Annotated in this window: 25 protein-coding genes and 1 tRNA gene; 8 read left to right on the plus strand and 18 right to left on the minus strand. The window is 52.4% G+C overall.

The window, feature by feature from the left end; all coding sequences use genetic code 11:
* Positions 1-68 precede the first annotated feature (68 nt).
* Positions 69-1,148 carry a polysaccharide pyruvyl transferase CsaB gene (gene csaB / locus SynBIOSU31_RS06635; RefSeq protein WP_255477403.1) on the plus strand — a complete coding sequence of 360 codons (1,080 nt, stop codon included), beginning with the start codon at positions 69-71 and terminating at the stop codon, positions 1,146-1,148.
* On the opposite strand, the gene SynBIOSU31_RS06640 is transcribed toward csaB, so the two are convergent.
* From SynBIOSU31_RS06640 to SynBIOSU31_RS06695, 12 genes are all read right to left on the minus strand, one after another.
* Positions 1,137-2,111: an ABC transporter ATP-binding protein gene (locus SynBIOSU31_RS06640; RefSeq protein ID WP_186492649.1), complete on the minus strand. Its 975-nt coding sequence runs from the start codon at positions 2,109-2,111 to the stop codon at positions 1,137-1,139. The genes csaB and SynBIOSU31_RS06640 overlap by 12 nt on opposite strands.
* Positions 2,108-2,923, minus strand: a complete 816-nt coding sequence (locus tag SynBIOSU31_RS06645; RefSeq protein ID WP_255477404.1) for a carbohydrate ABC transporter permease — start codon at positions 2,921-2,923, stop codon at positions 2,108-2,110. The genes SynBIOSU31_RS06640 and SynBIOSU31_RS06645 overlap by 4 nt, the downstream gene beginning before the upstream one ends.
* Complete coding sequence (locus SynBIOSU31_RS06650; RefSeq protein ID WP_186492651.1) at positions 2,920-3,795, minus strand: carbohydrate ABC transporter permease; 876 nt, start codon at positions 3,793-3,795, stop codon at positions 2,920-2,922. Before SynBIOSU31_RS06650 ends, SynBIOSU31_RS06645 begins: the two co-directional genes overlap by 4 nt.
* Positions 3,795-5,036: an ABC transporter substrate-binding protein gene (locus tag SynBIOSU31_RS06655; protein WP_186492652.1), complete on the minus strand. Its 1,242-nt coding sequence runs from the start codon at positions 5,034-5,036 to the stop codon at positions 3,795-3,797. The genes SynBIOSU31_RS06650 and SynBIOSU31_RS06655 overlap by 1 nt, the downstream gene beginning before the upstream one ends.
* Before the next feature lie 40 nt (positions 5,037-5,076).
* Positions 5,077-6,567 carry a glucosylglycerol-phosphate synthase gene (gene ggpS / locus SynBIOSU31_RS06660; RefSeq protein WP_186492894.1) on the minus strand — a complete coding sequence of 497 codons (1,491 nt, stop codon included), beginning with the start codon at positions 6,565-6,567 and terminating at the stop codon, positions 5,077-5,079.
* 60 nt (positions 6,568-6,627) lie between these two features.
* A complete protein-coding gene (locus tag SynBIOSU31_RS06665) occupies positions 6,628-7,185 on the minus strand; it encodes a peroxiredoxin (protein ID WP_370593713.1) in 558 nt (185 codons plus the stop codon).
* Between the two features lie 27 nt (positions 7,186-7,212).
* Positions 7,213-7,449, minus strand: a complete 237-nt coding sequence (gene rpmB, locus SynBIOSU31_RS06670; RefSeq protein ID WP_066907589.1) for a 50S ribosomal protein L28 — start codon at positions 7,447-7,449, stop codon at positions 7,213-7,215.
* Positions 7,450-7,510: 61 nt separating this feature from the next.
* A complete protein-coding gene (htpG, locus tag SynBIOSU31_RS06675) occupies positions 7,511-9,412 on the minus strand; it encodes a molecular chaperone HtpG (protein WP_186492895.1) in 1,902 nt (633 codons plus the stop codon).
* A gap of 78 nt (positions 9,413-9,490) precedes the next feature.
* Positions 9,491-9,721 (minus strand): indolepyruvate ferredoxin oxidoreductase subunit alpha, encoded by a 231-nt coding sequence (locus tag SynBIOSU31_RS06680; protein ID WP_186492654.1) that lies wholly within the window; start codon positions 9,719-9,721, stop codon positions 9,491-9,493.
* 24 nt (positions 9,722-9,745) lie between these two features.
* On the minus strand, positions 9,746-10,924 hold the full coding sequence (locus SynBIOSU31_RS06685; RefSeq protein ID WP_186492655.1) for an ATP phosphoribosyltransferase regulatory subunit: 1,179 nt from the start codon (positions 10,922-10,924) through the stop codon (positions 9,746-9,748).
* Between the two features lie 42 nt (positions 10,925-10,966).
* Positions 10,967-11,836, minus strand: coding sequence for an inositol monophosphatase family protein (locus tag SynBIOSU31_RS06690; RefSeq protein WP_186492656.1), 870 nt, complete (start codon positions 11,834-11,836; stop codon positions 10,967-10,969).
* A complete protein-coding gene (locus SynBIOSU31_RS06695; RefSeq protein ID WP_186492657.1) occupies positions 11,833-12,216 on the minus strand; it encodes a 2Fe-2S iron-sulfur cluster-binding protein in 384 nt (127 codons plus the stop codon). Before SynBIOSU31_RS06695 ends, SynBIOSU31_RS06690 begins: the two co-directional genes overlap by 4 nt.
* Positions 12,217-12,268: 52 nt before the next feature.
* Between SynBIOSU31_RS06695 and SynBIOSU31_RS06700 the strand changes: the two genes are divergently transcribed.
* Positions 12,269-12,355: transfer RNA gene (locus SynBIOSU31_RS06700), tRNA-Ser, on the plus strand.
* Positions 12,356-12,491: 136 nt separating this feature from the next.
* Here SynBIOSU31_RS06700 and pstB read toward each other — a convergent pair.
* The 3 genes from pstB to pstC form a co-directional block, all read right to left on the minus strand.
* Positions 12,492-13,307, minus strand: a complete 816-nt coding sequence (gene pstB, locus SynBIOSU31_RS06705; protein ID WP_186492658.1) for a phosphate ABC transporter ATP-binding protein PstB — start codon at positions 13,305-13,307, stop codon at positions 12,492-12,494.
* Between the two features lie 63 nt (positions 13,308-13,370).
* Positions 13,371-14,276 (minus strand): phosphate ABC transporter permease PstA, encoded by a 906-nt coding sequence (gene pstA, locus SynBIOSU31_RS06710; protein ID WP_186492659.1) that lies wholly within the window; start codon positions 14,274-14,276, stop codon positions 13,371-13,373.
* A gap of 2 nt (positions 14,277-14,278) precedes the next feature.
* On the minus strand, positions 14,279-15,226 hold the full coding sequence (gene pstC / locus SynBIOSU31_RS06715; protein WP_186492660.1) for a phosphate ABC transporter permease subunit PstC: 948 nt from the start codon (positions 15,224-15,226) through the stop codon (positions 14,279-14,281).
* A gap of 144 nt (positions 15,227-15,370) precedes the next feature.
* On the opposite strand from pstC, the gene dnaK reads away from it, so the two are divergent.
* From dnaK to murQ, 4 genes are read left to right on the plus strand one after another with little or no spacing between them, the layout of a single operon-like run.
* Entirely contained in the window at positions 15,371-17,374 is a 2,004-nt protein-coding gene (dnaK, locus tag SynBIOSU31_RS06720) for a molecular chaperone DnaK (protein ID WP_186492661.1), read from the plus strand.
* The gene (locus SynBIOSU31_RS06725; protein ID WP_186492662.1) at positions 17,358-18,317 is read left to right on the plus strand and encodes a DnaJ C-terminal domain-containing protein; all 960 of its coding nucleotides are present in this window, start codon (positions 17,358-17,360) and stop codon (positions 18,315-18,317) included. Before dnaK ends, SynBIOSU31_RS06725 begins: the two co-directional genes overlap by 17 nt.
* Before the next feature lie 42 nt (positions 18,318-18,359).
* A complete protein-coding gene (locus tag SynBIOSU31_RS06730; RefSeq protein ID WP_186492663.1) occupies positions 18,360-18,782 on the plus strand; it encodes a DUF3110 domain-containing protein in 423 nt (140 codons plus the stop codon).
* A gap of 2 nt (positions 18,783-18,784) precedes the next feature.
* Positions 18,785-19,762, plus strand: a complete 978-nt coding sequence (murQ, locus tag SynBIOSU31_RS06735) for an N-acetylmuramic acid 6-phosphate etherase (protein ID WP_186492664.1) — start codon at positions 18,785-18,787, stop codon at positions 19,760-19,762.
* On the opposite strand, the gene mtnP is transcribed toward murQ, so the two are convergent.
* Entirely contained in the window at positions 19,749-20,666 is a 918-nt protein-coding gene (mtnP, locus tag SynBIOSU31_RS06740) for an S-methyl-5'-thioadenosine phosphorylase (protein ID WP_186492665.1), read from the minus strand. The genes murQ and mtnP overlap by 14 nt on opposite strands.
* Before the next feature lie 76 nt (positions 20,667-20,742).
* Here mtnP and SynBIOSU31_RS06745 point away from each other — a divergent pair, with 76 nt between their 5' ends.
* Positions 20,743-21,171, plus strand: coding sequence for a peptidylprolyl isomerase (locus SynBIOSU31_RS06745; RefSeq protein WP_370593714.1), 429 nt, complete (start codon positions 20,743-20,745; stop codon positions 21,169-21,171).
* Here the strand turns inward: SynBIOSU31_RS06745 and ribBA are convergent.
* Positions 21,159-22,772: a bifunctional 3,4-dihydroxy-2-butanone-4-phosphate synthase/GTP cyclohydrolase II gene (ribBA, locus tag SynBIOSU31_RS06750; protein WP_186492667.1), complete on the minus strand. Its 1,614-nt coding sequence runs from the start codon at positions 22,770-22,772 to the stop codon at positions 21,159-21,161. The genes SynBIOSU31_RS06745 and ribBA overlap by 13 nt on opposite strands.
* Before the next feature lie 109 nt (positions 22,773-22,881).
* Here ribBA and argC point away from each other — a divergent pair, with 109 nt between their 5' ends.
* Complete coding sequence (gene argC / locus SynBIOSU31_RS06755) at positions 22,882-23,946, plus strand: N-acetyl-gamma-glutamyl-phosphate reductase (protein WP_186492668.1); 1,065 nt, start codon at positions 22,882-22,884, stop codon at positions 23,944-23,946.
* On the opposite strand, the gene purN is transcribed toward argC, so the two are convergent.
* Positions 23,937-24,596 carry a phosphoribosylglycinamide formyltransferase gene (purN, locus tag SynBIOSU31_RS06760; protein ID WP_255477405.1) on the minus strand — a complete coding sequence of 220 codons (660 nt, stop codon included), beginning with the start codon at positions 24,594-24,596 and terminating at the stop codon, positions 23,937-23,939. The two genes, argC and purN, sit on opposite strands and share 10 nt — an antisense overlap.
* Positions 24,597-24,610: the final 14 nt, after the last annotated feature.

Consider the following 24,610-nt stretch of genomic DNA (forward strand, 5'->3'; position numbering starts at 1 on the left):
TTTCAATGGCGTGGCCCACCGTAACGGTTGAAGACTTGGATAATGATCGGATCAACTGCTGATTGCTGGTGAAGGGGCTTCGCAGTGGGCGGAAGTTGAGAGTGCTGCTCTGTGGTTATTACGGCGAGCACAATCTCGGTGACGATGCTCTGCTTCAAGTGTTGGTGTCGCAGATTCCCTCTAATTGGGACCCCGTGGTGACAGCCAATGATTCAGCCGCTGTTCACACTTTGGTTCCCAGGGTGTCGACCGTGAATCGTCGATCACTGTTGGAAACCATTCAAGCCCTGAACCACGTTGATGCTCTGGTTCTTGGTGGAGGCAGTTTGCTTCAGGACGGAACAAGTTTTAAAAGCCTTGTTTATTACCTTGTTCTTCTCTGGATTGCCCGTTTCAAGCGCATTCCAATCCTGCTCTGGGGTCAGGGACTGGGTCCACTGCAGCGTCGATTCAGCCGTGTCTTGGTGAGGCAAACACTCGCTGGAGTCAGGGCTGTGTCTTGGAGAGATCCCGGTTCGATGGGTTTGGCACAACGCTGGGACCTCAACATTCCCATGGTGATGGCACCTGATCCTGTTTGGCGTCATCCCTCGCCACGGTGGACTGGTGGAGACCGGCTAATCCTCTGCTGGAGACCCACTCCTCTATTGGACAGCAAGGGTTGGAGTGTTCTGCTTGAGGCCGTTGATCGATTGAGTTCCAATGGATGTTATGAGGTGATCTGGCTGGCCTTCCATGCAGACCAGGATGCAGCGCTGTGGACTGAACTTCAGAGTCGTGAACTGGTTCCTGAGCGATTGTGTCGGCGCTCCGTTCAAATGCAGGCTGAGTCTCTTGAACAGGTCCAGCTGTTGTTTAGTGAAGCTGCTCTAGTCATCGCAATGCGTCTGCATGCCTTGATTCTTGCGGCTACTGCAGGTTGTCCCAGCGCGGCGCTGAGTTATGACCCCAAAGTGAAGGCCGCAGCGCAGCTTGCGGCCTTGCCATGGGTGGATCTGCACAATCAGCTCAACGCTGATCAGTTGAACCATCAATGGCACCTAGCTATCACAGCTCAACCTGTTGACTCACAAATCGACCAATTAAAGTGTGATGCGCAGGTTCACGAGACCATGCTTGTTGAGGAACTCGAAAAACTATCGGCTTAATCGAAGACCTGTTTCAGCATTGAATAGGATTTCTTCTTCAGATCGCCATGTCAATCTGATCTGTTCTGGAATGGTCTGTTCTGGTGGTGCCATCATTCGAATCACTCCTTGTTTTGTTTCCAGGAACAACAATTGAGAATTGCCAAGCCATTCTCTCGATTGAAGCTTGCCTGATAATCCTGAATCAGAAAAACGAATGGATTCTGGTCTCACGCCACGTAAATGACCGGACTCGTCGTGAAGACAATTGATTTGAGGTCGACCGATAAATCGAGCAACGAAAAGGCTGCAAGGATTGTGATAAAGATTATATGGAGTATCGATCTGTTCGATTTTTCCCTCATGAAGCACAGCGATCCGTTGTGCCATTGCCATGGCTTCATGTTGGTCATGAGTCACATAGATGGTTGGTTTTCTTTGCTCTAAGACAAGTCTGCGAAGTTCGGGACGAATATCTTCCCTTAGTTGTGCATCCAGATTGCTCATCGGTTCATCAAGAAGATAAACGTCAGGCTCTCTGAGCAGTGCCCGAGCTAAAGCAACTCTTTGACGCTGTCCACCTGAGAGCTCAGCAGGGCGGTTGTTGGCACGATTCCAAAGTTGCACAAGCTCAAGAACCTGTCTGATTTTCGATGTTCTCTCGCGCTTTGATACGCCACGAATTCGCAAACCAAGTTCGAGGTTTTCAAATACATTCAAGTGCGGAAGCAGTGCATAGCTTTGAAAAACCATTCCAACATTTCGCTCGGCAGGTGACAGAGTTGTGATGTCACGACCACTGACGTGAATGGAGCCCGTACTGACAGGATCCAGCCCGGCAATTAAGCGCAATGTTGTGCTTTTCCCGCAACCACTGGGTCCAACGAGAGCGAGACATTCATTGTCTGCGACCGACATCGTCAAGTTTTCAACAATCCATTGGTTGTTGATACTTCGACCGACCTGCTTAAGTTCAAGTGTCATCCCTTAACAGCTCCAGTGGTTAAGCCTGAAACAATCGCTTTCTGGAAAACCATCACCAAAATGATGAGGGGGATTGACCCAATCACTGTAGCTGCTGCATAAGGGCCGTAAGGAACTGAATGAATGGAAGAGCCAGCAATTCTTGCCATCGCTACTGGAAGTGTCAATTGATCTGAGTCGCTGATCCAAGTGAGTGCGATTGGGTATTCATTCCACGAGAACAGAAAAACAAGAATCGCTGTGCTGGCAATGGCTGGAGAGATCAGCGGAAGCAAGACCCAACGAAACCGTTGAAGAACGCTTAATCCTTCAACTCTGGCAGCATCCTCGAGCTCTGGAGGAAGATCAGAAAATGCATTGGTGAGCAAGAGAACCGCCAGGGGTTGCGATAGCGCTGCATAGGGAATCGCAAGTGCAATCAGACTATTTCCCAGTTGAAGATATCGGGCGATTTCTAGCAGTGCTAAAAAGAGCAGGACATAGGGGAATAATGCGCAACCAATCAACAGACATTTGATTAATAGTGCACTACGTTGCCCAAGTTTGCTAAGGCTATAACTAGCAGGAATCGCCAATATAAGTGTAAATACTGTAGACACACTGCCTGCAAAAAAACTATTAAAGAGATAGTGAATGAAAGATGGATTACTGTTCAGAACACTTTCATAATGAGCGAGTGTCCAGCGCTGATCAAGTGAAGCAAATGGGGTGACGAGTGCTTGATCAGTACAAAATGAGGTGTAAAGCTGCCAGGCCAAAGGGCCAAGTGACCAGATCAATAGAGCGATAATTACGAATCGTGCTGCTTTCATTTTGCGTAGGCTCCTGCAGCCCGATTTCGCACCAACGTGATCACGAGCCATGCAATCAAAATCAGTGAACTGAGAATCACGAAGCTGCCAATCATGATGGTGGCGCTGTATCCAAAGTCAAGAAAACGTAGAGCGTTCCAATAGGCATAGAGAGCAATGCTTTCCGTGCTGCTGGCAGGACCGCCTCCCGTCATCACCTGCACCAGATCAAAGACTCCGAAGGCCTGAGCAAGACGGAACACCAGTGCAAGGCCCATGTAAGGAAGCAGCAGAGGAATCGTGATACGACGCAAGCAAATCCAGGAACTTGCTCCTTCCAGTTTTGCGGCTTCGTAGAGATCAGAAGGAATGGTCTGCAGGCCAGCAAGCAGAATCAGTGCCACGAACGGCGTTGTTTTCCAGATGTCCGCGTAGACGGTAGTAATCCATGCAATCGATGGTTCTCCAAGAGCATTGAGCGATCGTCCCAATGCCGATTGCATCAGTCGGTCAATGGGGCCATAGGGGGTATTAAAGATCCATCTCCAGCCAAGAGCCATCACTGTTGTAGGTAAGGCCCATGGAATTAATGAGGATGATCTGATCAGGGCTCGCTTTCGCAATGGCTGATTGAGAATCAAGGCAATGATCAAGCCGAGTACGATTTCAGCCGTTACTGAGACAAAGGCGAAGCGGAGCGTCTGGAGTAGGTCTTGCCAGTAGCGGCCGTCATGAATGAACCGCTGCCAGTTGGCACCCTGATTGGGGATGGCCATCAAACCCGTCATCACGGAATCGGCATGGAAGCTGAGCCATCCGTAGCGAAAGAGCGGCAGTGCAAATACCGAAATCAGCAAGAGCAGGGATGGAATCAGTAAGAGGAGCAAAGGCATCAGGGCGCTGCTCCTGCTGCTTCAAGCACTTGACTCGTTGATCGCTCTGCTTGTTGCATTCCTGCTGTAGGGGAAGTCATGCCTGTGAGTGTTCCACTTAATTTTCGCTGCAAAACATCACTCACCTGCGCGTAAAGTGGAGTCTCTGGTCTGGAGCGGGCATAGGACAAAGCTTGACCAATGGCTTGCAGGGATGGATGCGTTTTCAACAAGTTCTGATCATTGAAGATCACTCTCTGAGTTGGTGTATAGCCGTATTGACGATATAGATACCGCTGAGATTCCTCACTAGTGAGATATTTAAATGCTTTAACGGTTGACTCAGGATTTGCAGACCCCTTTAAAAGACTCAGTCCCCAACTTCCTAAGGTTGCTGCAGGTTGATGACCCGTTTGAGCCACCATCGGGGCGATGCCAACCTTATTTTTAACCTGACTGTCATTTTTTTGTAATTCAGCCCATGCGTAGGGCCAGTTGCGCATGAAAGCCGCCTGACCAGACTTGAAGCTCTGTAATGTCTCAGACTCGGAGAAGTTGGTGACAGCTCGTGGACTAATTCCTCGTTGGATCAGGCTATCGAGCCATTGCGCAGCAGCAACTCCTGCTGATTCATCGAGTCCGATTCTTCCAGTTTCCGGTGAAAACCATTCACCACCGAAACCGTCAATAATCTCTAGAAATACACAACTTAATCCTTCATATTGCCTGCCTTGCCATACATATCCATAGGGAATGCTGCCGCTTGATTGGAGTTTTTGGCTGATGCTCTCGAGTTCTTGTGGAGTCCGAGGGGGCTCATTCATTAGATCTGTGCGCCAATAGAGAAGGCCAATATCTGCATTCAGTGGCCAGCGCATCAGAGAGTCCTGATAGTGGTTTCCTTTGCTGGCACCTGCCGCGAGAGCATTCAGATCTTCCTCAGTGAAATATCTGTCAAGCGGTTCGAGCCAGCCCGCCTTTGCATATTTCGGCACCCAGGTCACGTCCATCAGCAGTCCGTCAAATGGTGTATCACCCAATAAAAGACTGCTGATTGCCAAGTCTGAGATTGCCTCAGTTTCCATAGGGCCTCTGATCACATTGAGATGAATACGACCCTGGTGTTGTTGATTAAAACTTTTAACTAGTTCTACGGTTGAATCAGCAAAAGGTGCCGGCATCAATATCGAGACATGGTCTGGTTGTCTTGCAACAACGGAAAGATCAATCAGACTGCTGGCAATGATGACGATGGAGACCATCAACAACCTGAATAATCTCCTCCTGATCCAGAGCATGGCTTTACTCCTGGGTTTCGAGCGCACCCATCTGCTCATCGGCCCAGTCCGATACCGTGAATGCCTCAACTGCTGAACTCATTTTCTCCATCCTTTCGATTTGTTCTGAGGCAGGCATATCAATTGCTGTATCAATCGCTGTATCCATCTGTTTGTGCGAATAAGGGTTGGTCAGAACTGCACCATCGAGAATCACTGAAGCCCCTGTAAATTCAGAAAGTACGAGTACTCCAGCCTGCCCTTTCCTTGCGGCGGCATATTCCTTGGCTACCAGATTGAGACCGTCACGCAGTGGGGTGATCCAACAGATGTCTGCTTGTGAAAACCAGGCGACCATTTCTTCATAGGGAATTCTGCGCGTTGAAAATCGAATTGGAACCCAATCCATTTTGCTGAAACGTCCGTTGATACGACCAGCTGTTTCCTCAATCAGTCGCTGGGTATCTTCATAGATCCTCATTCCTGAAGCTGCAGCAACACAGGCCAGCATCAATACCACTTTTCCGTGCAGTTCTGGTCGGCGTTCAAGCAGTCGTTCGAATGCCAACAATAACTCTTCGTTTCCTTTCGTGTAATCAACTCTGCTCGCGGAAAGGATGAGCTTCCGTCCTTTCTTGGTATCTTCATCAATTCGCTCTGATAAATGACGAACATGCGAATCTTTCGTGAGCGCCTGAATCACGTCTGGAGATGTTCCGACTGGAGACGACAGAAGACGTACCTTCCGTCCTCGATAGTTAAGCCATGGGGTTTCAGATGGCTCCGTTAATGCCGATCCACAACCAAGAAATCGAAGCGGAACATCTTGTTTTTCACCTTTTTCTACACCTAAAAGACAATTCGCTGCCCTTGCAAAATTCTCTGTGTAGCGGGGAATATGAAATCCAACGACGTCGCAACTGAGTAGGCTTTCTACGATTTGCTTTCGCCAGGGAAGAATCGAAAATACATCACTACTTGGGAATGGTGTGTGATGAAAAAATGCGATTTTAAGATCTGAGCGCTTGCTGCGAATATATCCAGGAACAAGCCAAAGGTTGTAATCATGAACCCATACAGTTGCGCCAGGAGCCGCTTCTGCGCAAGCTGCATCTGCAAAACGTTGATTAACCTCTTCGAAAATACTCCAATCAGTATTGTTAACGTCGAAGTAGTTAGGGAAGGTATGTAAAATTGGCCAGAATGATTCCTTGGAAGTGACGTGATAAAAACTTGAAATTTGCTCTTGTTCGAGCGGTATTCGTCTCAACGTGAATGACGCTGGTTCGTTCATCGAGATTCTTTCGTCTTCTGCATTGGCTAGGTCATTGACCTGACGCCAAGCAATCCAGGTTCCGTTGTCTCTGTCTCTGAATAAATTTCTCAGGGTTGGGATGATCCCATTCGGACTTTTTTGGTCACGCCAAACTCGCTCTCCTGTTTCGTCTTTTGCTTCATCAAATGGTGTCCGATGATAAAGAATAATAAAATTGCTGCTGCCTATGTTCAGATCCATTTTCATGATCTCCCATATGATGTTGGTTTAACTCCACTGTTCAGCTCATCAGAGGGTCTGTTAAGCAATGGAATTACTCTGTTCTGACATCAACGTGTTTAGCACGTCTTGAGCATGGCCAACGGGTCTGACGCCAGTCCAGCGGGCACGTAAAACACCTTGAGAATCAATCAAAAACGTATGACGTAACGAGTAAGGAGCCATCCATGACCCGTACTGACGACTGACCTTTCCTTCAGGGTCTGACAACAAGGTGAAATCAAGCCCTTCGCTGCTGCAGAATGATTCGTGATCATCAACGCTGTCAGCTGAAATAGCTGCGATGTCGCACTGATGAGCATTGAAATCTTTGAGCGATTCCTGGAAGCCGTGAGCTTCAATCGTGCAACCGGACGTGAAATCCCTCGGATAAAAATAAAGCACTAACCAACGACCAGACCAGTCGTCAAGACTCCAATCTTTTGACGCGCCTCCTCCAAGAGTTCCTGGTAGGGCGAAATTGGGCGCTTGCTCTCCGATTTCAGGGAGTTTTCCGCCGAGAGCTCTCGCTTTTGACGGCTTCCAGAACAGAGCTGCTGCCCCAGTCACTGTGAAACCCAGAAAGTCTCGGCGTTTCAGCACAAGCTGAGGCATGTCGGTAACGAGTCAGACTTTGGCCAAATCAATGCCAAGTGATTTGGCGTAGGCACCTAGTCCTTTCTTCTGAATGGTCTTCAGGGCGCGGGTTGTGATCCGAAGATTCACCCAACGGTTGCCTTCTGCCCACCAGAGTCGTCGCTGCTGCAAGTTGGCCTGTTGCAGCTTTTTCGTTCTGATGTGGGAGTGGCTCACTGCCATTCCGTTATTGGCACGCGTACCAGTGAGCTGACACACCCGAGACATGATGACGATCCTTGATTTCAGTGGCCAATGGCCAGAACTCCAATTTAGCAAACAGACCAGGTCAGGTCCCTTTGCTGACAAGCTCAGACATCAGTTTGGCGCTACGTGTCTGGAAGCCCGCTAATTCACTGGGTTCCAGGCCTCCCACTCCCAGACGTGCCATGTCATAGAGGTGTAAAGCGAGCTCCGAAGCCAATTGTTTGCTGGGTGATGATTGCGCGCTGCCCAGAAGCACACCACCTGCGGACAGTCTCAACAGTCCTTCGACCAGCGGATGACGGCGGTTGATCAGCAGTACGTGATGATCAGGTAACCCTGGCAAACGTTGATCCATCAGAGCTCCCATGTCATTCATGCGTCGCATTTGTTCGGGAAGCAGGATCATCGCCGGTGGAGCCTCTTCACCTCCTTTCAGTGCCTGGACCTGAATGGTGACTTTGTCGTTATTGAGTGCCTCCTTGATCAGGCTTCTGATTGATTCACTCTGCGTTTCGCCATCCTGGTCACTGATTTCTGGCTTTTCATCGCGCAAGCTTTCATCCAGCTCTGCATCCACTCTTTGAAATTTGAACTGATCGTTGGTTGCTTCCAGCCAGGGCAGGAATTGACTGTCAATGACCGTCTCTGCAAAGATCACTTCAGCACCTTGGCTCCTCCACAGTGAGAGGGCACCGGCTTGAGCAACTTCATCAGTGCAATACAAAATCCGCTTGGATTGCGTGTCTGAGAGTCTGCTCTGATAAGACAACAAGGTTGTGTAATTTTTATCTCCAGCCTTGATTGGTTCTGCTTCGTCTTCAGACCAAAGAGCAGTAGTAGTGAACAAAATTAGATCTGATACTTGCTCAGCAAACTTGTCGTCTTCCATGGCACCAATTTTTACAAATGGTGCAAGTGAATCCCATGCTTTTGCATACTCTTCTGGTTGGTCTTTTTTCAGGCTTTTCAGTCTGTCAGCCACTTTTTTGGCAACAAAATTACCAATTGATCTAACTTTTCGATCCGTTTGCAGAGCACTTCTGCTGACATTCAGTGGGATGTCTGGAGAGTCAATGACTCCTCTTAGGGGGAGTAAGTAACGCGGAACAATCTCTTTAATTGAATCGCTCACGTAAACTTGGTTGCAGTACAGGCGAATATCGCCCTTTTCCCAATCAGCTCGTCCTACGGATTGAGGGAAGAAAAGAATTCCCTGCAGCGTATAGGGGTAATCGGTATTTAAGTGAACCCAGAGTAGTGGATCTCCTTGAAAGGGGTAGAGGTAACGGTAAAGGTCGATATAGTCCTGATCAGACATCTCCCTGGGATTTCTTCTCCAGGCTGGGTTCCTCTTGTTGACACTTTCGCCCTCGAGTTGAACATCAATGGGCATGAAGTCGCAATACTGAGTGATCAGTGTGCGTAACCTCGCAGGTTCCAGATACTCCAGTTCATCCTCCATTAAATGAAGGATGACGTCAGTTCCTGGCTCAGATCTATCGTGACTCTCCAGTTTAAATGCAGGAGATCCATCACACACCCAGCGAACTGCTGCGCTGTCGGGACGTGCTGAACGAGTAATCAGCTCAACCTCCTTGGCCACCATAAAACTGGAATAAAATCCAAGGCCAAAATGACCGATAATGGCATCAGATTCTTGTTTGTATTTCTCTAAAAAATCCTCTGCGCTGGAAAAGGCCACTTGATTGATGTATTTTTTCACTTCATCGGCAGTCATCCCGATGCCGTTATCACTGATTTTGACTGTTTTTGCTTCTCGATCAACAGTAATGTTGATCAGACCCTCATCTGCCTCAGAACAATCACCCGCCATTGCTGCCATGCGGCGTTTGCTGATGGCATCGGTACCGTTACTGACCAATTCTCTCAGAAATACTTCGTGGCCTGAATAAACGGCCTTCTTGATGATTGGAAAAATGTTTTCGGTATGGATCTGAATCTGACCCTGTTCAAGCACCGACATCAGCACGCATGAGTTTGCTGAAAATTAGTCACGGTGACCGCTGCTGATCAAGACGTTCCTTGGTGAGTTTCCCGTACGTCAGAGCGTCTGGGGACGTTGGAGGTCTGATCGTTCCTCAGGCAGTATCGCCCCTTCGATGGGGCAGATCTGCAGGCAGACGCTGCAGTTAATGCAGGTTTCGAAATCGATCCAGTAGTACTCAGTTCCCTTTGAGTTTTCACCGTTGCCAGGTGTGATGCAAGCGACAGGACAGGCTTCGACGCAATCGCCCGCTCCTTCGCAGACATCGGTCACGATTGTGTGAGCCATGCATCCATTCAGTCCCGGCTGATCTTAGGGATCGATCCACTCGAGGCTGTCGCAGCCTGACTGTTTCAGGCGATTCATCGCTTCGGCATGATCCTCACACGCACGATGATCCAGCACACTGATCCTCCCTTGCTGATGGAGTTCCATTTGACGTTGTAGTGCCGTCTCCAGAGTTTGCGTGGGCCCGTAACAGATCAGTGTCGCGGTCTCTTCATGGGTGGTGGTGACGGAATCTCCTGGAAGATTCCTGATGTCATCGACGCAGTAGCTGAATCCCAGACCTGTTGCTTCAGCGCCTTCACCGCCAAGTCTCTTGACCAGTGAGTCGTATCTTCCGCCCCGAGCAATGACCACTGGAGCCGAGTTTCCCTGGCAGACCAGCTGCAGCAAGATGCCGTCATAAAGCTCGTAATGAGGTTGAAATGTTGGGTCAAGTTGCAGTTGCAGTCCCGAATCCTCAGCAAGTGGAAGCAGATGCGTGAACAGTCTCACTAGCTGTTTCAGCACCTCTTGATTCGGATATTGCTCATCCAAAGCGTGGAGGATCTCCTGGGGGGTGCCTCTTCGGTCGAGCCAGTAGGCCAAATTGTCATGGGCATCGTTTGCTAATCCCAGCTCTTGCAGTCCAAGACGGTCGTACTGACTGAGGCAGGCACGGATCTGGTTTCTCTGCCTCAATTCGAATGGTTCCAACAACAGTTCCATCAAGCTTGTATGCCCGATCAACAGCCTCGGTTGATGGATCTTGTCCAGGCTCAGGCTTTTTAGCGATGCCAATAAAAGACTGAACAATTCGAGTTCCGACTCAACCCCCAGACCTCCAAAGAGCTCAACACCGCAATGGAGGTTCTCCTCAATGCACTGACCTCCTTCATCGGCCGTTCTGGATTCGAAGACCGTTCCGCAACTCCAGAGTCTCAGTGGTCGCTGACGCTCTAGCAGCCTTGTGCAGGCAGCTCTGGCGATGGAGGCTGTCAGCTCCGGTCTCAGTCCCAGTGGTTCATCCGAAACAAGTCGAACGATGTCGCGGCTGTCGATAGCCCCTCCCGCCTTGAGAGTGTCCATTCGTTCAATCCTGGGAGGCGTGACTTCTTCGAATCCCCAAAGACAAAACACCCCGGCCAGGGTTTCCCTGAGTTCCTGGTTGCGTTGAACCTGCTGAGGATTGAGATCTCTCACGCCTGAGGCGGGTTGCAGGGCCATCGCGCCTGTCGCTGCTTCGATCAGGATCCCATGGCTTGGGTTTCAGTTTGCATAAAGCCGCTCTGCGAGAGGCTCGATGCCTTCGAGTTCCCTCTGCAGAGCGGTATGAAGTCCAGGTCCGGTGGCGAGAATTCGACCCGATGACACGTCGTAATTCTGGGCTCGGTAATCACTGACCTCTCCACCTGCGATCACCACCAATGCAGCGCCAGCTGTCAGATCCCAGGGAGAAAGGCCTCGCTCCCAGTAGCCGTCGAGTCGCCCTGCAGCCACATAGGCCAGATCAACAGCTGCGGCTCCACCGCGTCTTACACCTCTTGTCTGATGGGTTAAGCGGCAGAACTCCGCGTAGTTGTTGTCCAAGCGTTCCCTTCGGTCATAAGCAAATCCCGTGACCAGAAGGCTGTCTTCCAGTGTTGAGCAGTTGCTCACCTCGATGCGTTGATCATTGAGGAACGCTCCCATACCAGGACAGCACCAGAACACCTCTTGCAAAAAAGGGACAGCCACCGCTCCGAGGATCGGAAGACCTCTCCACAGCAAGCCGATGGATGTGGCGAAAAAGGGATAGCCATGCGCGAAATTTGTCGTGCCATCGAGTGGATCAACACACCAGCAGAGCTCTGACACATCACCCTGTGCACCGGATTCCTCGGCCAGCACGGGAATCTCAGGGGTTGCCTCACTAAGACCAGTCAGCACAGCCTGCTCAGCAGCCAGATCGGCATCGGTGATCAGGTCTCCAGCCCTTGCTTTTTGACGGATTGAGACGAGTTGCCCGTAGTGCTGCATCAGTATCGATCCACCTAGGGCGGCTGTTGCTTTAGCGACCTGACTGAGTTCTTCAAGTTTCATCGGCGTCAGGCCGGCATCTGCGGCAGCTGCACCGCAATCCAGATGTTGTTGCGTCATTCCTTCCAAGTTTCGAGTTCCTCAAGAGGGATCTCACGGGTGATGGATCCTCTGCCGAAGTGGCGACCGAATTGCAGGTCGTAGACCTCATCTTCGTCTTGTGTCTCAGCGACAAGCGGGCCAATGGCTCTTGCTACACACAGAAGCCCATAGCCCTTAGATCTGAGCTCTCTGGAGAGTCCCATGGCTTCCTGTTGATCCAATTCACCCTGCTGGACACGAACAGCGCAGCTTGTGCAGCATCCGTTCCGACATGAAAAAGGCAGTGGATCGCCTTGTTGTTCAAAGCTCTGCAGGATGTAATCACCTTCGGGCACGTCATGGGAAATCACCCGACCTTGCTGTCTCCAGTAGATGGTGACCCGATGAGTCGGCCTCATTCAGTGCTGCAGGAAACGCCCTGCTACATTCTGACGTGCCAGACGAGCCCCTGGAGAGGTGGCCGAGTGGTCGAAGGCGCAGCACTGGAAATGCTGTATAGGGGCAACTCTATCGAGGGTTCGAATCCCTCCCTCTCCGTTTTCCACCGGTCCTACGGGACCGGTTTTTTATTGGCCAGATCTCGAAGATTGATGTCTAATGATTGATGATTTATGCATCGATGCATCGTTGGCGTTCTGGTGTCACAAAAACAATCCATCCAGGAATCCAGTGATCAGCCGAAACGTCCAGAAACATAATCCTGTGTGGCTTGTTGAGACGGTGAATTAAAAATCAGATCTGTTTCATTAAACTCCACGAGATATCCAACTTTCCCGGAGCCTCCTTCAACCGCTTCTGCATTAAAGAAAGCAGTCATATCGCTCACTCTCAAGGCCTGCTGCATGTTGTGCGTCACAATAACAATCGTGAAACTCTTCTTTAACTCATGCATTGTTTCTTCGATTTTCAACGTTGAGATTGGATCAAGTGCTGAACAGGGCTCATCCATCAGGATCACTTCTGGTTGAATCGCAATCGTGCGTGCAATGCAAAGGCGTTGTTGTTGTCCACCAGATAATGAATATCCACTTTCGTTGAGCTTGTCTTTGCACTCATCCCAGACTGCGGCTTGGCGCAGTGAGCGCTCGATCAATTCATCCATGTCGCCTGTATATCCATTAATACGTGCACCAAATGCAATGTTTTCATAGATACTTTTAGGGAATGGATTGGGTTGCTGAAAAACCATTCCGATACGACGTCTTACCTCTACTGGGTCAACTGACGGAGCGTAGAGATCTGCACCATCAAATAAGACTCGCCCTTTCAAAGTGCATCCTTCGATAAGATCGTTCATTCGATTCAAGGCTCTTAGCACGGTCGATTTCCCACATCCAGATGGCCCGATGAATGCTGTGACCTTGCCTCGTGGTATGTCGCAATAAACATTCCTAACAGCCTCATAACTGCCGTAACTGATCGTTGTGTTCTGAATCGAGAGGCAGATGTCTGATGAGACTTCTGAACTTGATGGAGCGATGGAAGTCATGACAGCTGATGCGGTACGGATGGAGCGCAAGAAGAATTTTTGGACTGGTGGAAATTTTTTAGATCAATTAGCAGCAAATCGTCCGAGCCAGCGTGCAAATAAATTGATAATGAGAATAAAGAGTACAAGTACAAACGATGCTGCCCATGCCAATTCATTTTGGGCTGGATAGGGAAGTCGTGCATAGTTGTAAATTAGCACTGATAATGTAGCAATAGGATTAAAAATTGAATTGATTCCCTGGGGCCAGTAACTGGAGAACAAAGCTGTAAAAATTAAAGGTGCAGTCTCTCCTGCGGCTCTAGCAATTGAAAGAACGACACCCGTGGCTATTGGGGTAAATGCTGAAGGCAATGTAATCCTCAGTATCGTGACAAACCTTGAAGCCCCAACACCTAAGGCTGCACGCCGAAGATCATCTGAAACAAGCTTTAGACCTTCGTCAGTTGTTTTGATGACTGTAGGCAGCATCAGTATTGATAAAGCAATTCCGCCTGCAAGTGCACTGTGGGAATTGCCAAAAATAATTTTAGTTTCTACGATTGCGATATAGATAAAGACGCCAGCGATGATTGATGGAACGCCTGACATCACATTAGTGCCAAATCGAATGAATTGAGCGAAACTTCCGCCACGTGAATATTCAGCGAGAAATATTCCGCCCCCAACACCAACTGGAATGGCGATTAGTGCCGAAATCAAGGTCACCAAGAGTGTTCCGATAACAGCATTTCCAATACCCTCGCCCGGAAGACCTGTTGAGGGCTCATTGAACAGGCTGAGGTTGAGCATGCCGCCACCTTTGACCAGCACATAGGCCAGTACGGCAATTAATGGCAGTACAGCAATGACAGCAAACAAACCAGCAAGAATGGTGAGAATTCTGTTGATGACATTGCGCCTGAGCCCTTGTTTATAAGAGAGGTCTGGAATATCAAGTGCCGGGAGAGCTGTAGATGAAAAAGTCATGATCAGTACTTCAGACTGAGACGTTTAACTAGCCACTGGGCGATGATGTTCACTGCAAGGGTGAGGATCATGAGGACAAATGCGGCATACATCAAAGATGAAACCTGACTGGCATCTGCTTCACCAAACTGATTGGCAAGCATTGCTGAAATAGTGTTGCCGGGTGCAAGTAGAGACCAGCTGAAATTATTTGAATTTCCAATAATCATCGTGACAGCCATCGTTTCACCCATGGCGCGTCCTAGGGCCAACATCACACCTCCGACAATTCCTGAAATTGCTGCTGGCAACATCACATTGAGAATGGCACCCCAGCGCGTTGTTCCCACGCCATAGGCCGCCTGTCGCAGCTTCATCGGAACTTGATTCAGGGAGTCTCTGGAGATGGCTGTGATGATCGGCAAGATCATGACCACCAGGATCAAGACGGCTGGCGCGATTCCAGGTCCTTTGGGTGCAGTGGAGAAAAACGGGATCCAGCCGAGAGTTGTATGGAGTAACTGCAGAAATGGCTTGATGAAGGGTTCCATCACGAAGATGGCCCACAAGCCGAGCACAACTGAAGGGATGGCTGCTAGCAGTTCAACCATCAATCCGATCAACGTTCGAATTTTTAGAGGAATGAAGTTTTCGGTGATGAAGATCGCCGTTCCTACGCCGAGCGGCACAGCAATCAGCAGTGCCAGCAGCGATGTCAACAGCGTTCCATAAATGGCTGTAAACGCACCGTATTCATCTTTGACGGGATTCCAATTGGAGGTCACCAGAAATGACCAGCCGTATCGACCCATGGAATCCAACGATCCCCAGAACACCACCACGAGGATGGCTACTAGCACCATCGCCACCACTGAGGCCAAGGCGACCGCCAGAATCCTGAAGCCGGCATCCACCGATTTCTCCATCGGCGGACGTCGCCGTAAGAGATAAAGCTCCAACGACCTGGGCATTCTGTTTTGAACAGATCAATGAAACGTACCGGTCCAACGGCACCCTGATCACTAAGGGCTCGTTAACTCACCCCGTGGGGTGCGTATGCAGGGGCTGGGTGAGAGCTGTTTGGGCCGTTACCGTGGGACTTCACACAGGCGTTTATGGGCCGGATCGTCGGAATCGACCTGGGTACCACCAATTCCGTCGTGGCTGTTCTTGAGGCCGGGCGGCCCGTGGTGATTGCCAATGCGGAGGGCACCCGGACGACCCCTTCCGTGCTGGGTTACACCAAAGACAACGAACTTCTTGTGGGTCAACCGGCTCGACGTCAGCTGGTTCTCAATCCGCGCAACACTTTTTCCAATCTCAAGCGTTTTGTTGGTCGGGCCTGGGATGAACTCGACGACGGGTCACTCACCGTTCCCTATACGGTTCGCTCCAACAGTCAGGGCAACGTCCGCGTGGCATGTCCGCAGACCGAGCGGGAATATGCCCCAGAAGAGCTCGTGGCCAGCATCCTGCGCAAGCTCGTGGATGACGCCTCCACCTACCTCGGAGAAGAGGTGGAATCTGCCGTGATCACCGTTCCTGCCTACTTCAACGACGCACAGCGTCAGGCCACCCGCGATGCCGGTCGTCTTGCGGGAGTCAATGTTGAGCGAATTCTCAATGAACCGACCGCAGCTGCTCTTGCTTATGGCTTTGATCGAAGTGCGGTTCGTCGTGCCCTCGTTTTTGATTTAGGCGGTGGAACCTTTGATGTATCGCTGCTCAGAATCGCCAATGGGGTTTTCGATGTCAAAGCCACCAACGGCGACACCCAGCTGGGTGGCAACGACTTCGATCAATGCATTGTTGATTGGCTGGCCGAAGCCTTCCTCAAGGAGTATGAGGTCGACCTCAGGCGAGACCGTCAGGCGCTGCAACGCCTGACCGAAGCTGCGGAAAAGGCCAAACAGGAGCTCTCCGGAGTCACGTCGACCCCGGTCTCCCTGCCCTTCATTGCCACTGGCGCTGATGGTCCTCTGCATATTGAAACCACGCTGGATCGGGAAACCTTTGAGGGGCTGTGCCCCGATCTTCTGGACCGTTTGCTGGTTCCTGTGCAGACCGCTCTTCGAGATTCCGGATGGGCTGCTGAGGACATCGATGACGTGGTGCTCGTGGGCGGAAGCACTCGCATGCCAATGGTGCAGCAGTTGGTTAGAACACTGATTCCGAATGATCCCTGTCAGTCGGTGAATCCGGATGAGGTGGTTGCCGTTGGTGCAGCGGTCCAGGCAGGAATCATCACGGGTGAATTGCGTGATCTGCTTCTCAATGACGTCACACCGCTTTCGCTGGGTCTTGAAACCATCGGAGGTCTGATGAAGGTTCTGATACCGCGCAATACCCAGATCCCCGTTCGTCAGTCGGATGTGTTCAGCACTTCGGAACCCAACCAGTCATCGGTTGAAATTCATGTCTGGCAAGGAGAACGCCAGATGGCGTCGGATAACAAATCACTCGGCCGTTTCCGTCTCTCGGGAATTCCTCCCGCGCCTCGTGGTGTGCCTCAGATCCAGGTTGCTTTCGACATTGATGCCAACGGACTCCTTCAGGTGAGTGCAACGGATCGGACGACGGGCCGTAAGCAGTCGGTTTCCATCCAAGGAGGCTCGACACTCAGTGAAGATGAAATTCAGGGCCTACTTGCTGAAGCTGAAGCACGCGCTGATGAAGATCGCCGTAAGCGCTCCACAATCGAACGACGCAATTCGGCGATGACTTTGGTCGCACAGGCGGAGCGGCGGCTGCGTGACGCTGCTCTCGAGCTTGGGCCCTACGGAGCTGAGCGTCAGCAAAGAGCGGTTGAGATGTCGGTTCGTGATGTTCAGGATCTCTTGCAGCTGGATGATCTTCAAGAGCTCGAGATGGCTGTGAGCGGCCTTCAGGAAGCTCTGTTTGGTCTGAACCGCCGTCTGACGGCTGAGCGTCAGACCGACGGTGGACCGTTGCAAGGTCTGAAAAGCACTCTCGGCACGCTGAAGGATGAGCTGTTTGCAGAAGACGACTGGGATGATGACCCCTGGGCCTCCCCGCAAACCCGCTACGACCGATACGACGGACGGATGAGAGGTGGCCGAAGAGGGATCGACCCCTGGGACGATGACAATTTCCGCTGAACCGGACTACTGGTCACTGCTTGGTCTGGAGCCTGGTGCAGCTCCAGACGCGCTTAAGCGGGCATTCCGGCGCGAAGCCAGACGCTGGCATCCCGATCTGAATGGGAATGATCGTCACGCCGAAGAACGCTTCAAGCTGGTCAATGAGGCTTACGCGGTTCTCAGTAACCCTGACCGGCGTAAGGAATGGCAGTTACGTCAACGCGGAGGCGTTGCTGTAACAGATCCCTTCAGCACTGGATTCCCTGATTTTGAGGACTACCTCGCCGTTGTTCTTGGGCTGGAGCGTGAGCCTGTTCACAGAGAGCCCGCTCCAAGAGAACAGACTCCAAGTGCGCAGGGTGCGCAAGAGAAGTCATCCCATTACAGCGATGGATCTGATCAGGCTGAAGGAGCCCACTGGCCTGAGGCTTCGCCTCAACCACCACCTCCAGTCCGCAGTGAAGACGATCTAGAAACCGTTGTCGATCTCACGCCTGATCAAGCCTTGCAGGGCACAACCGTGGAACTGGAGCTCGGGGATGGCACCTTGGTTGAAGTGGGTACCCCGCCTCGAGCAGGAGATGGTTGGCGGTTACGTCTGGAGGGTGTTGCCCCCGGAGGACGCGATCATTTCTTGCATTTGCGGGTGATGACGGATGACGGGCTGCGCATCGATGGTCTTCGGGTCCATTACCGCCTTGAGTTGCTGCCTCCGGATGCTGCGCTTGGTTGTGCCGTCGATGTGCCCACTCTTTCCGGCCCGGTCACGCTTCAGGTTCCTCCTGGTTCGTCCAGCGGACGTTTGTTGAGATTGCGCGGGCGTGGTCTTCAGCTTGGAGATGATTGTGGCGATCAGCTTGTGGAAATTGTGATTGTGATCCCGGCGGCGCTGGATGACGATGAACGGGCGCTTTATCAACGCCTGCAGGAACTCAGTCTGGAGCGCGCCAACGGTTTCTAAGCCACAGTTCCGATGAGAGACTGCTGTTGATGATTGATCAGCATGTTGGTTCACGTGCTCCTGTATGACGCAGGACAGGACAGCGAAGGCATTCACTCCCTCGAGCTTTCAGGCCAGACGGTGGTGCTGATGTTTGAGAACCGCGACGATGCTGATCGCTATGCCGGACTGCTGGAAGCACAGGACTTTCCAACGCCTACTGTTGAAGCTCTCGATCGCGAGGAGATCGAGTTGTTTTGTCGTGAAGCCGGTTATGAGGCCCGATTCGTCTCCGATGGATTTGTTCCAAAGTCGGAAGATGAACGCCTGATGCTGAGGCCACCGAGCGCCAATCGTGACGTAGCCAATTGGCAGGAGCAGGAACCAGAACAGGATCCTGACCGTGCGCAAGGACGCGATTCCAAGGATGAATCCTCGATCCAGGATCTGGATGATGTGCGGCGACGTCTTGAAGGTCTTCTCTAAACATGACTGACACTCCAGCCATCGGTTCTGAGTCAAGCTCCTTGTTGGCGTCTCCCTCGGAGGACCGCGGCTTTCTGCTCACTGAACAGGCGAATCCCGCGAGTGATCAACTCGATCAGCTCTCCACTGATGCACTGGTCGACCTGTTCATCGACGAGGATCGCAGGCCCCAAGAGGCTGTGTTTGCGGTGAGAAAGGCTCTGAGCCAAGCCGTTGATGCGATTGCCGAACGACTGCAGGGGACTGGCCGATTGTTTTATCTAGGTGCAGGGACCTCAGGACGTCTTGGAGTTCTTGATGCTGCTGAATGTCCCCCGACCTTCTGCAGCCCACCGGAACTGGTTCAGGGAATTCTTGCGGGGGGAGCTCCGGCACTGTTGCGCAGTTCCGAGGGACTCGAGGATCTTGAATCTGCTGCTGTGGCTGATCTTCAGGAACGTGGTTTTTGCTCGGATGATTGCCTAGTCGGTATCGCCGCAGGGGGGACGACGCCTTATGTCCGAGGTGGATTGCGCTATGCCAAGGAGCTCGGAGCACTGACGATTGCCATGGCCTGTGTGCCCTCGGAACAGGCTCCCCTGCCGTGCAACATTGATGTACGACTGCTCACGGGCCCTGAACTGCTGACGGGGTCGACGCGTCTGAAAGCGGGAACGGCCACAAAAATGGCTCTCAACATCCTTTCAACAGGAGTGATGGTGAGGCTGGGCAAGGTCTATGGCAACAGGATGGTCGACGTTGCTGCTAGCAACAGCAAGCTCGTCGACCGCTCCGTGCGCATCCTGAGGGATCTTCTTGGTTTGAAACGTGAAGCAGCTCTCAGCCTGTTGGAACGCGCCCAAGGGTCAGTGAAACGTGCCCTCTGCATGGGCAGCTGTGATTTAAAGGCAGACGCTGCCGATGCTTTGCTTGAAGCTCATGGAGCTGATCTGAGAGCAGCGTTAACCAGTCAGGGACTCTCTCTTCCTATTCAGGGTTAAATCGTCCCCAGTAGGGATTGGTGAATAGGTCGAGGCGCTGTCGCGTCGCTGTAGGAACAGCGTCCGGAGCCGTCATCAGCGCATGTTCTAGGGCTCGGTGCGCCGGAGATTCGGGACGATCTTTGCTGAAATTGCCCATCAACCGATCCAGGATTGGTTCAGTTGCCGATGCATTGGCTTTGAGATTGCCGATCACCATGTCCACGGTGACAGCGTCATGATCATCGTGCCAGCAGTCGAAGTCAGTCACCATGCTGAGCGATGCGTAGGCGATCTCGGCCTCTCTCGCCAACCGCGCTTCCGTGTGGTTGGTCATGCCGATCACATCACACCCCCAGCTTCGGTAGAGCTCGCTTTCTGCACGGGTTGAAAATGCTGGACCTTCCATGCAGAGGTAAGTGCCACCACGATGAAGATGTTGTCCCACGGGCATCGCGGCCGCTGCTGACGTTGCCAGCCACTCACTCAGGGTGGGGCAAAACGGATCAGCCAGGCTGACGTGCGCAACGCATCCGTCTCCAAAAAATGACTGTGGTCGTTGCCTGGTCCGGTCGATGAACTGATGAGGCACCACCATGTCACGTGGTCTCAGGTGTTCTCTCAATGAACCCACGGCGGACACAGAAACCAGCCAGCGCACGCCAAGGCTTCTCAGGGCCCAGATGTTGGCCTGATAGGGAACTTCGCTGGGAAGCAAGTGGTGCTGACTTCCATGACGAGCCAGAAAAACCACCTCAACGCCATTGAGTGTTCCGATTCTCAGGGCATCCGATGGTTTGCCAAACGGAGTGTCGGTTTGGACCTCCCGCACTGATTCCAGCTTGTTCATGGAATACAGACCGCTTCCACCGATGACTCCCACTCGGGCGGAATCAAGCTCTGGACCAGAGGCTGTTTGACTCATTGCGTGGTTGAGGTCGTCCTGCACAGTCACCTGCCTAGCATGGTGTTTTCGGATTGACGCCTTGACGACCGTTCTCATGTCCACGGACGCCGGCGATATCAAGTTGGAGATGTTCGATCAGGACGCTCCCAACACCGTTGCCAATTTCGTCAAACTCGCGCGTGATGGCTTTTACGACGGGCTTGCATTCCACCGGGTGATCGACGGTTTCATGGCGCAAGGTGGATGTCCCAACAGCCGTGAAGGTTCACGAGGAACCCCTGGCACGGGCGGTCCTGGTTACATGATCGATTGCGAGATCAACAGCAAAAAGCACGTTCCGGGTGCGCTCTCGATGGCTCATGCCGGTCGCAACACAGGTGGCAGTCAATTTTTCATCGTCCATGACGCTCAACCTCACCTTGATGGTGTGCACACCGTCTTCGGTCTGACCGGTGATATGAAAGTGGTCATGGCCATTAAGAACGGCACACGCATCCAGAAGGTCACCGTTCAGGACCAGTGAATCAAGGCGGCCTGGCTTCCTGCGGGGAACCAGGCACTGTCCTGTGACGCATCAGCCAACGAGCTGAGCTTCAGTTCCTTGCGTTCCAGGGTCTGAGGGGGATGAGTGATCTGCTGTTCATTCACGGTGTGGAGGAGACCGAGTCTTGAGGTCTCCGGCCAACCCGCCATTGTGGTCAGCATCGCCTTGATGGCGTCCGAGTCGGGCTCTGACTCCTGCAGCGACCAAACAAACCGTGGTCGCTCCCACAGCGCTAGCAGACGAGGCCCTTGTTCAGCCCGCAGTTGAACACCCTTGGCTTGGCTGAGCTGTTCCACACGATGCAGCAAATCTGAAAGAACACCGTCATCGGTGGAGGTGCTGTCGAGACTCAGGACCCAGTGAGAGCTGAATTCGATGGCATCCAGCAGATGCCCAAGCTTCTCTTTTTTAGTGGCCAGGTATCTCGCATTGAAATCACCGACAGGAGCCTTCATCGGCACACGATTGACCACTTCAAGTCCATAGCCGCCTAGACCTGCGATCTTCCTGGGGTTGTTGGTGAGCAAATTCAGACGATGAATCCCCAGGTCGCTGAGAATCTGGGCTCCGACTCCGTAATTACGCAGATCAGGGGCAAACCCGAGCTTCTCGTTGGCTTCAACCGTGTCCAGTCCGCCTTCCTGCAAGCTGTAGGCCTTGAACTTGTTGATCAGACCAATGCCTCGACCCTCCTGGCGTAGATAAACAACTACTCCTTCGCCTTCTTTTTCGATGTGCTTCATCGCCATGTGCAGCTGCGCACGGCAGTCGCAACGCATGGATCCGAAGGCATCACCGGTGAGGCATTCGGAATGCATGCGAACCAATACGGGTTCGTTCAGGTTGTTGGGGTCACCCTTGACGAGTGCAACATGTTCACTGCCATCAAGCTCATTGGAATAACCGATGGCCAGGAAGGAACCGAATTCCGTTGGGAGTGAGCACTGAGCTGATCGTGCAACAAAGCGTTCGTTATCGAGCCTGTACCGAATCAGGTCTTCAATGCTGATCAGCTTCAGACCGCGTTCTCGTGCGTAGATCTTCAGTTCCGGAAGCCGTGCCATGGAGCCGTCCGGGTTTTGAATCTCACAAATGACTCCTGAGGGGTAGAGGCCCGACATCTGGGCGAGATCCACTGCTGCTTCGGTGTGTCCTGCTCGCTTGAGCACACCTCCTGGCCGAGCTCTGAGCGGGAAGATGTGACCGGGTCTGCGCAGATCCGACGGTTTGGAGCCTGGTTGGATCGCCACCTGGATTGTGCGGGAGCGGTCGTCCGCAGAGATCCCTGTGGAGACTCCATTTTCGGGCCCCGCATCGATGCTCACGGTGAAGGCTGTCTGATTGGAGTCGGTGTTGCGATCCACCATCAGGGGCAGATCAAGCGCATCCAGCCGTTCGCCCTCCATGGCGAGACAGATCAGACCACGTGCATCTGTGGCCATGAAGTTGATCTGTTCAGGGGTGGCGAACTGCGCCGCACAGATCAGATCCCCTTCGTTTTCCCTTCGTTCATCGTCCACGACCACAATGCACTCTCCGTTTCGGATGGCGGCAAGTGCATCGGGAATGGAATCAAACATGGGAGTAGCCCCCTTGGTCTGAGCAACGGAATCGGGCAGCGGTCCAGGTGTCCTGAAAGCTTTCCCCATTATCGACGTCGGTACGATCGACCCAAGTGTCATCGCTGGAATGGGGATTCAACGGGTTGCTGTGGTGGGTGCCTCCGGGTACGGAGGTCTGCAGACCCTTCGCCTCCTGAACACCCACGCAGGATTTGACATCACCTACCTGGGAGGTGAGCGATCCGCTGGTCGCTGCTGGAGCGAGATCTGCCCATTCCTGCCGCTTGGTGATGACCTCACCGTGGACAGCCCGGATCCAGATCGCATCGCTGCGGCCGCTGATTTTGCGGTGTTGAGCCTTCCCAACGGTTTAGCGAGTCAGTTGGTGCCGCCTTTGCTGGAGAAGGGCGTCAGGGTGGTGGATCTCTCCGCTGATTACCGCTACCGCAGCTTGGATCACTGGGCTGCGGTGTACGTGCATGAGGCAAGAACTCATCAGCGCACTGATGCCGATCTTTGTAAAGAGGCGGTTTATGGCCTTCCGGAATGGCATGGCGCCGAGATCGCTGAGGCCAGGCTGGTTGCAGCACCTGGATGTTTTCCAACCACCAGCCTTCTGCCTTTGCTGCCATTCCTCAAACAGGGCTTGATTGAGACCGAAGGTTTAATCATCGATGCCAAAACCGGCACCTCCGGAGGAGGTCGAGCTGCCAAGGAGAATCTGCTCTTAGCCGAAGCATCGGAGTCGATCAGTCCTTATGGCGTCGTTGGGCATCGCCACACATCGGAAATCGAACAGCTCGCCAGCAGCGTGGCGGGATGCCCCATTCAAATTCAGTTCACCCCGCATCTCGTGCCAATGGTTCGGGGCCTTTTATCGACGGTGTATGCACGCTTGAGGGATCCCGGTCTCACTGCTGAAGACTGCACAACTGTTCTCAAAGCTGTCTATCGCCACCACCCTTGCGTCCGCGTACTGCCAGTAGGAACCTATCCAGCCACCAAATGGGCCAAGCACACCAATCAGGCTCTTCTATCCGTTCAGGTGGATGGTCGTACCGGTCGTCTCGTGTTGATGAGTGCCGTTGACAATCTGATGAAAGGACAGGCTGGCCAAGGGGTGCAATGTCTGAATTTGATGGCGGGACTCATGGTCAGTGAAGGGCTCCCACTGGCACCCTTCTACCCCTGAGTTCTTGTTGCTGATCTCCAGCGTTGACCTGCCAGGGCCGTCGCCCAGGGAAGTAGCCGATGTTCCTGCGTCTGGATGCGGCGGTTGAGTCGATCCCTGTTGTCACCGCTGAGGATTGGAACAGCTGCCTGAGCAAGGATTGGACCAGCATCCACATCGTTCAGCACTTCATGCACCGTGCAACCGGCGATGGTTACACCTGCAGCCAAACATTGACCGATCGCATCCATGCCTTTGAAGGATGGGAGAAGCGATGGATGGATATTGATTAATTTCCCCGGGAACGCGTCGATGAGCACAGGGGTCACGATGCGCATCCAACCGGCCATCACAACGGCTTCAACGCCTTCGTTCTGAAACGTACGCACCAGTTCCTCATCCATCGCCTCTCTGGTGGGGAACAATCGGTGGTCTTTGAACTCACATCGGATACCCAGGCGCTCGGCTCTGGCAATGGCTCCACAGCCGGCTTTATTCACCACCAGGACTCTGATCTGGGCATCTAGGTCTCCGCAGGTGATGGCGTTGTGCAGTGCTTCGAAATTCGTGCCTGTTCCCGAGGCCATCACCCCGAGTCGCAAGGGTGAATCAAACCTGGGCCAAGTTCCGATGGCTGGAACAATCAACGTGGAGTAGCACTCGTCGTCCATCTGGCTAGGGTCAG

Source organism: Synechococcus sp. BIOS-U3-1 (genome assembly GCF_014279975.1).
Lineage (GTDB): Bacteria > Cyanobacteriota > Cyanobacteriia > PCC-6307 > Cyanobiaceae > Synechococcus_C.

Coding starts and splice junctions, on each gene's coding strand:
- pstA (WP_186492659.1), bottom strand. CDS start 14,276: ATGACTTTTTCATCTACAGCTCTCCCGGCACTTGATATTCCAGACCTC.
- ggpS (WP_186492894.1), bottom strand. CDS start 6,567: ATGGATCTGAACATAGGCAGCAGCAATTTTATTATTCTTTATCATCGG.
- htpG (WP_186492895.1), bottom strand. CDS start 9,412: ATGTCGGTGCTTGAACAGGGTCAGATTCAGATCCATACCGAAAACATT.
- SynBIOSU31_RS06745 (WP_370593714.1), top strand. CDS start 20,743: ATGTCCACGGACGCCGGCGATATCAAGTTGGAGATGTTCGATCAGGAC.
- ribBA (WP_186492667.1), bottom strand. CDS start 22,772: ATGTTTGATTCCATTCCCGATGCACTTGCCGCCATCCGAAACGGAGAG.
- SynBIOSU31_RS06695 (WP_186492657.1), bottom strand. CDS start 12,216: ATGAGGCCGACTCATCGGGTCACCATCTACTGGAGACAGCAAGGTCGG.
- SynBIOSU31_RS06650 (WP_186492651.1), bottom strand. CDS start 3,795: ATGCCTTTGCTCCTCTTACTGATTCCATCCCTGCTCTTGCTGATTTCG.
- argC (WP_186492668.1), top strand. CDS start 22,882: ATGGGGATTCAACGGGTTGCTGTGGTGGGTGCCTCCGGGTACGGAGGT.
- SynBIOSU31_RS06655 (WP_186492652.1), bottom strand. CDS start 5,036: ATGGTCTCCATCGTCATCATTGCCAGCAGTCTGATTGATCTTTCCGTT.
- rpmB (WP_066907589.1), bottom strand. CDS start 7,449: ATGTCTCGGGTGTGTCAGCTCACTGGTACGCGTGCCAATAACGGAATG.
- dnaK (WP_186492661.1), top strand. CDS start 15,371: ATGGGCCGGATCGTCGGAATCGACCTGGGTACCACCAATTCCGTCGTG.
- SynBIOSU31_RS06730 (WP_186492663.1), top strand. CDS start 18,360: ATGTTGGTTCACGTGCTCCTGTATGACGCAGGACAGGACAGCGAAGGC.
- SynBIOSU31_RS06645 (WP_255477404.1), bottom strand. CDS start 2,923: ATGAAAGCAGCACGATTCGTAATTATCGCTCTATTGATCTGGTCACTT.
- mtnP (WP_186492665.1), bottom strand. CDS start 20,666: ATGAGTCAAACAGCCTCTGGTCCAGAGCTTGATTCCGCCCGAGTGGGA.
- SynBIOSU31_RS06725 (WP_186492662.1), top strand. CDS start 17,358: ATGACAATTTCCGCTGAACCGGACTACTGGTCACTGCTTGGTCTGGAG.
- SynBIOSU31_RS06640 (WP_186492649.1), bottom strand. CDS start 2,111: ATGACACTTGAACTTAAGCAGGTCGGTCGAAGTATCAACAACCAATGG.
- pstB (WP_186492658.1), bottom strand. CDS start 13,307: ATGACTTCCATCGCTCCATCAAGTTCAGAAGTCTCATCAGACATCTGC.
- murQ (WP_186492664.1), top strand. CDS start 18,785: ATGACTGACACTCCAGCCATCGGTTCTGAGTCAAGCTCCTTGTTGGCG.
- SynBIOSU31_RS06690 (WP_186492656.1), bottom strand. CDS start 11,836: ATGACGCAACAACATCTGGATTGCGGTGCAGCTGCCGCAGATGCCGGC.
- purN (WP_255477405.1), bottom strand. CDS start 24,596: ATGGACGACGAGTGCTACTCCACGTTGATTGTTCCAGCCATCGGAACT.
- pstC (WP_186492660.1), bottom strand. CDS start 15,226: ATGCCCAGGTCGTTGGAGCTTTATCTCTTACGGCGACGTCCGCCGATG.
- SynBIOSU31_RS06685 (WP_186492655.1), bottom strand. CDS start 10,924: ATGGCCCTGCAACCCGCCTCAGGCGTGAGAGATCTCAATCCTCAGCAG.
- SynBIOSU31_RS06680 (WP_186492654.1), bottom strand. CDS start 9,721: ATGGCTCACACAATCGTGACCGATGTCTGCGAAGGAGCGGGCGATTGC.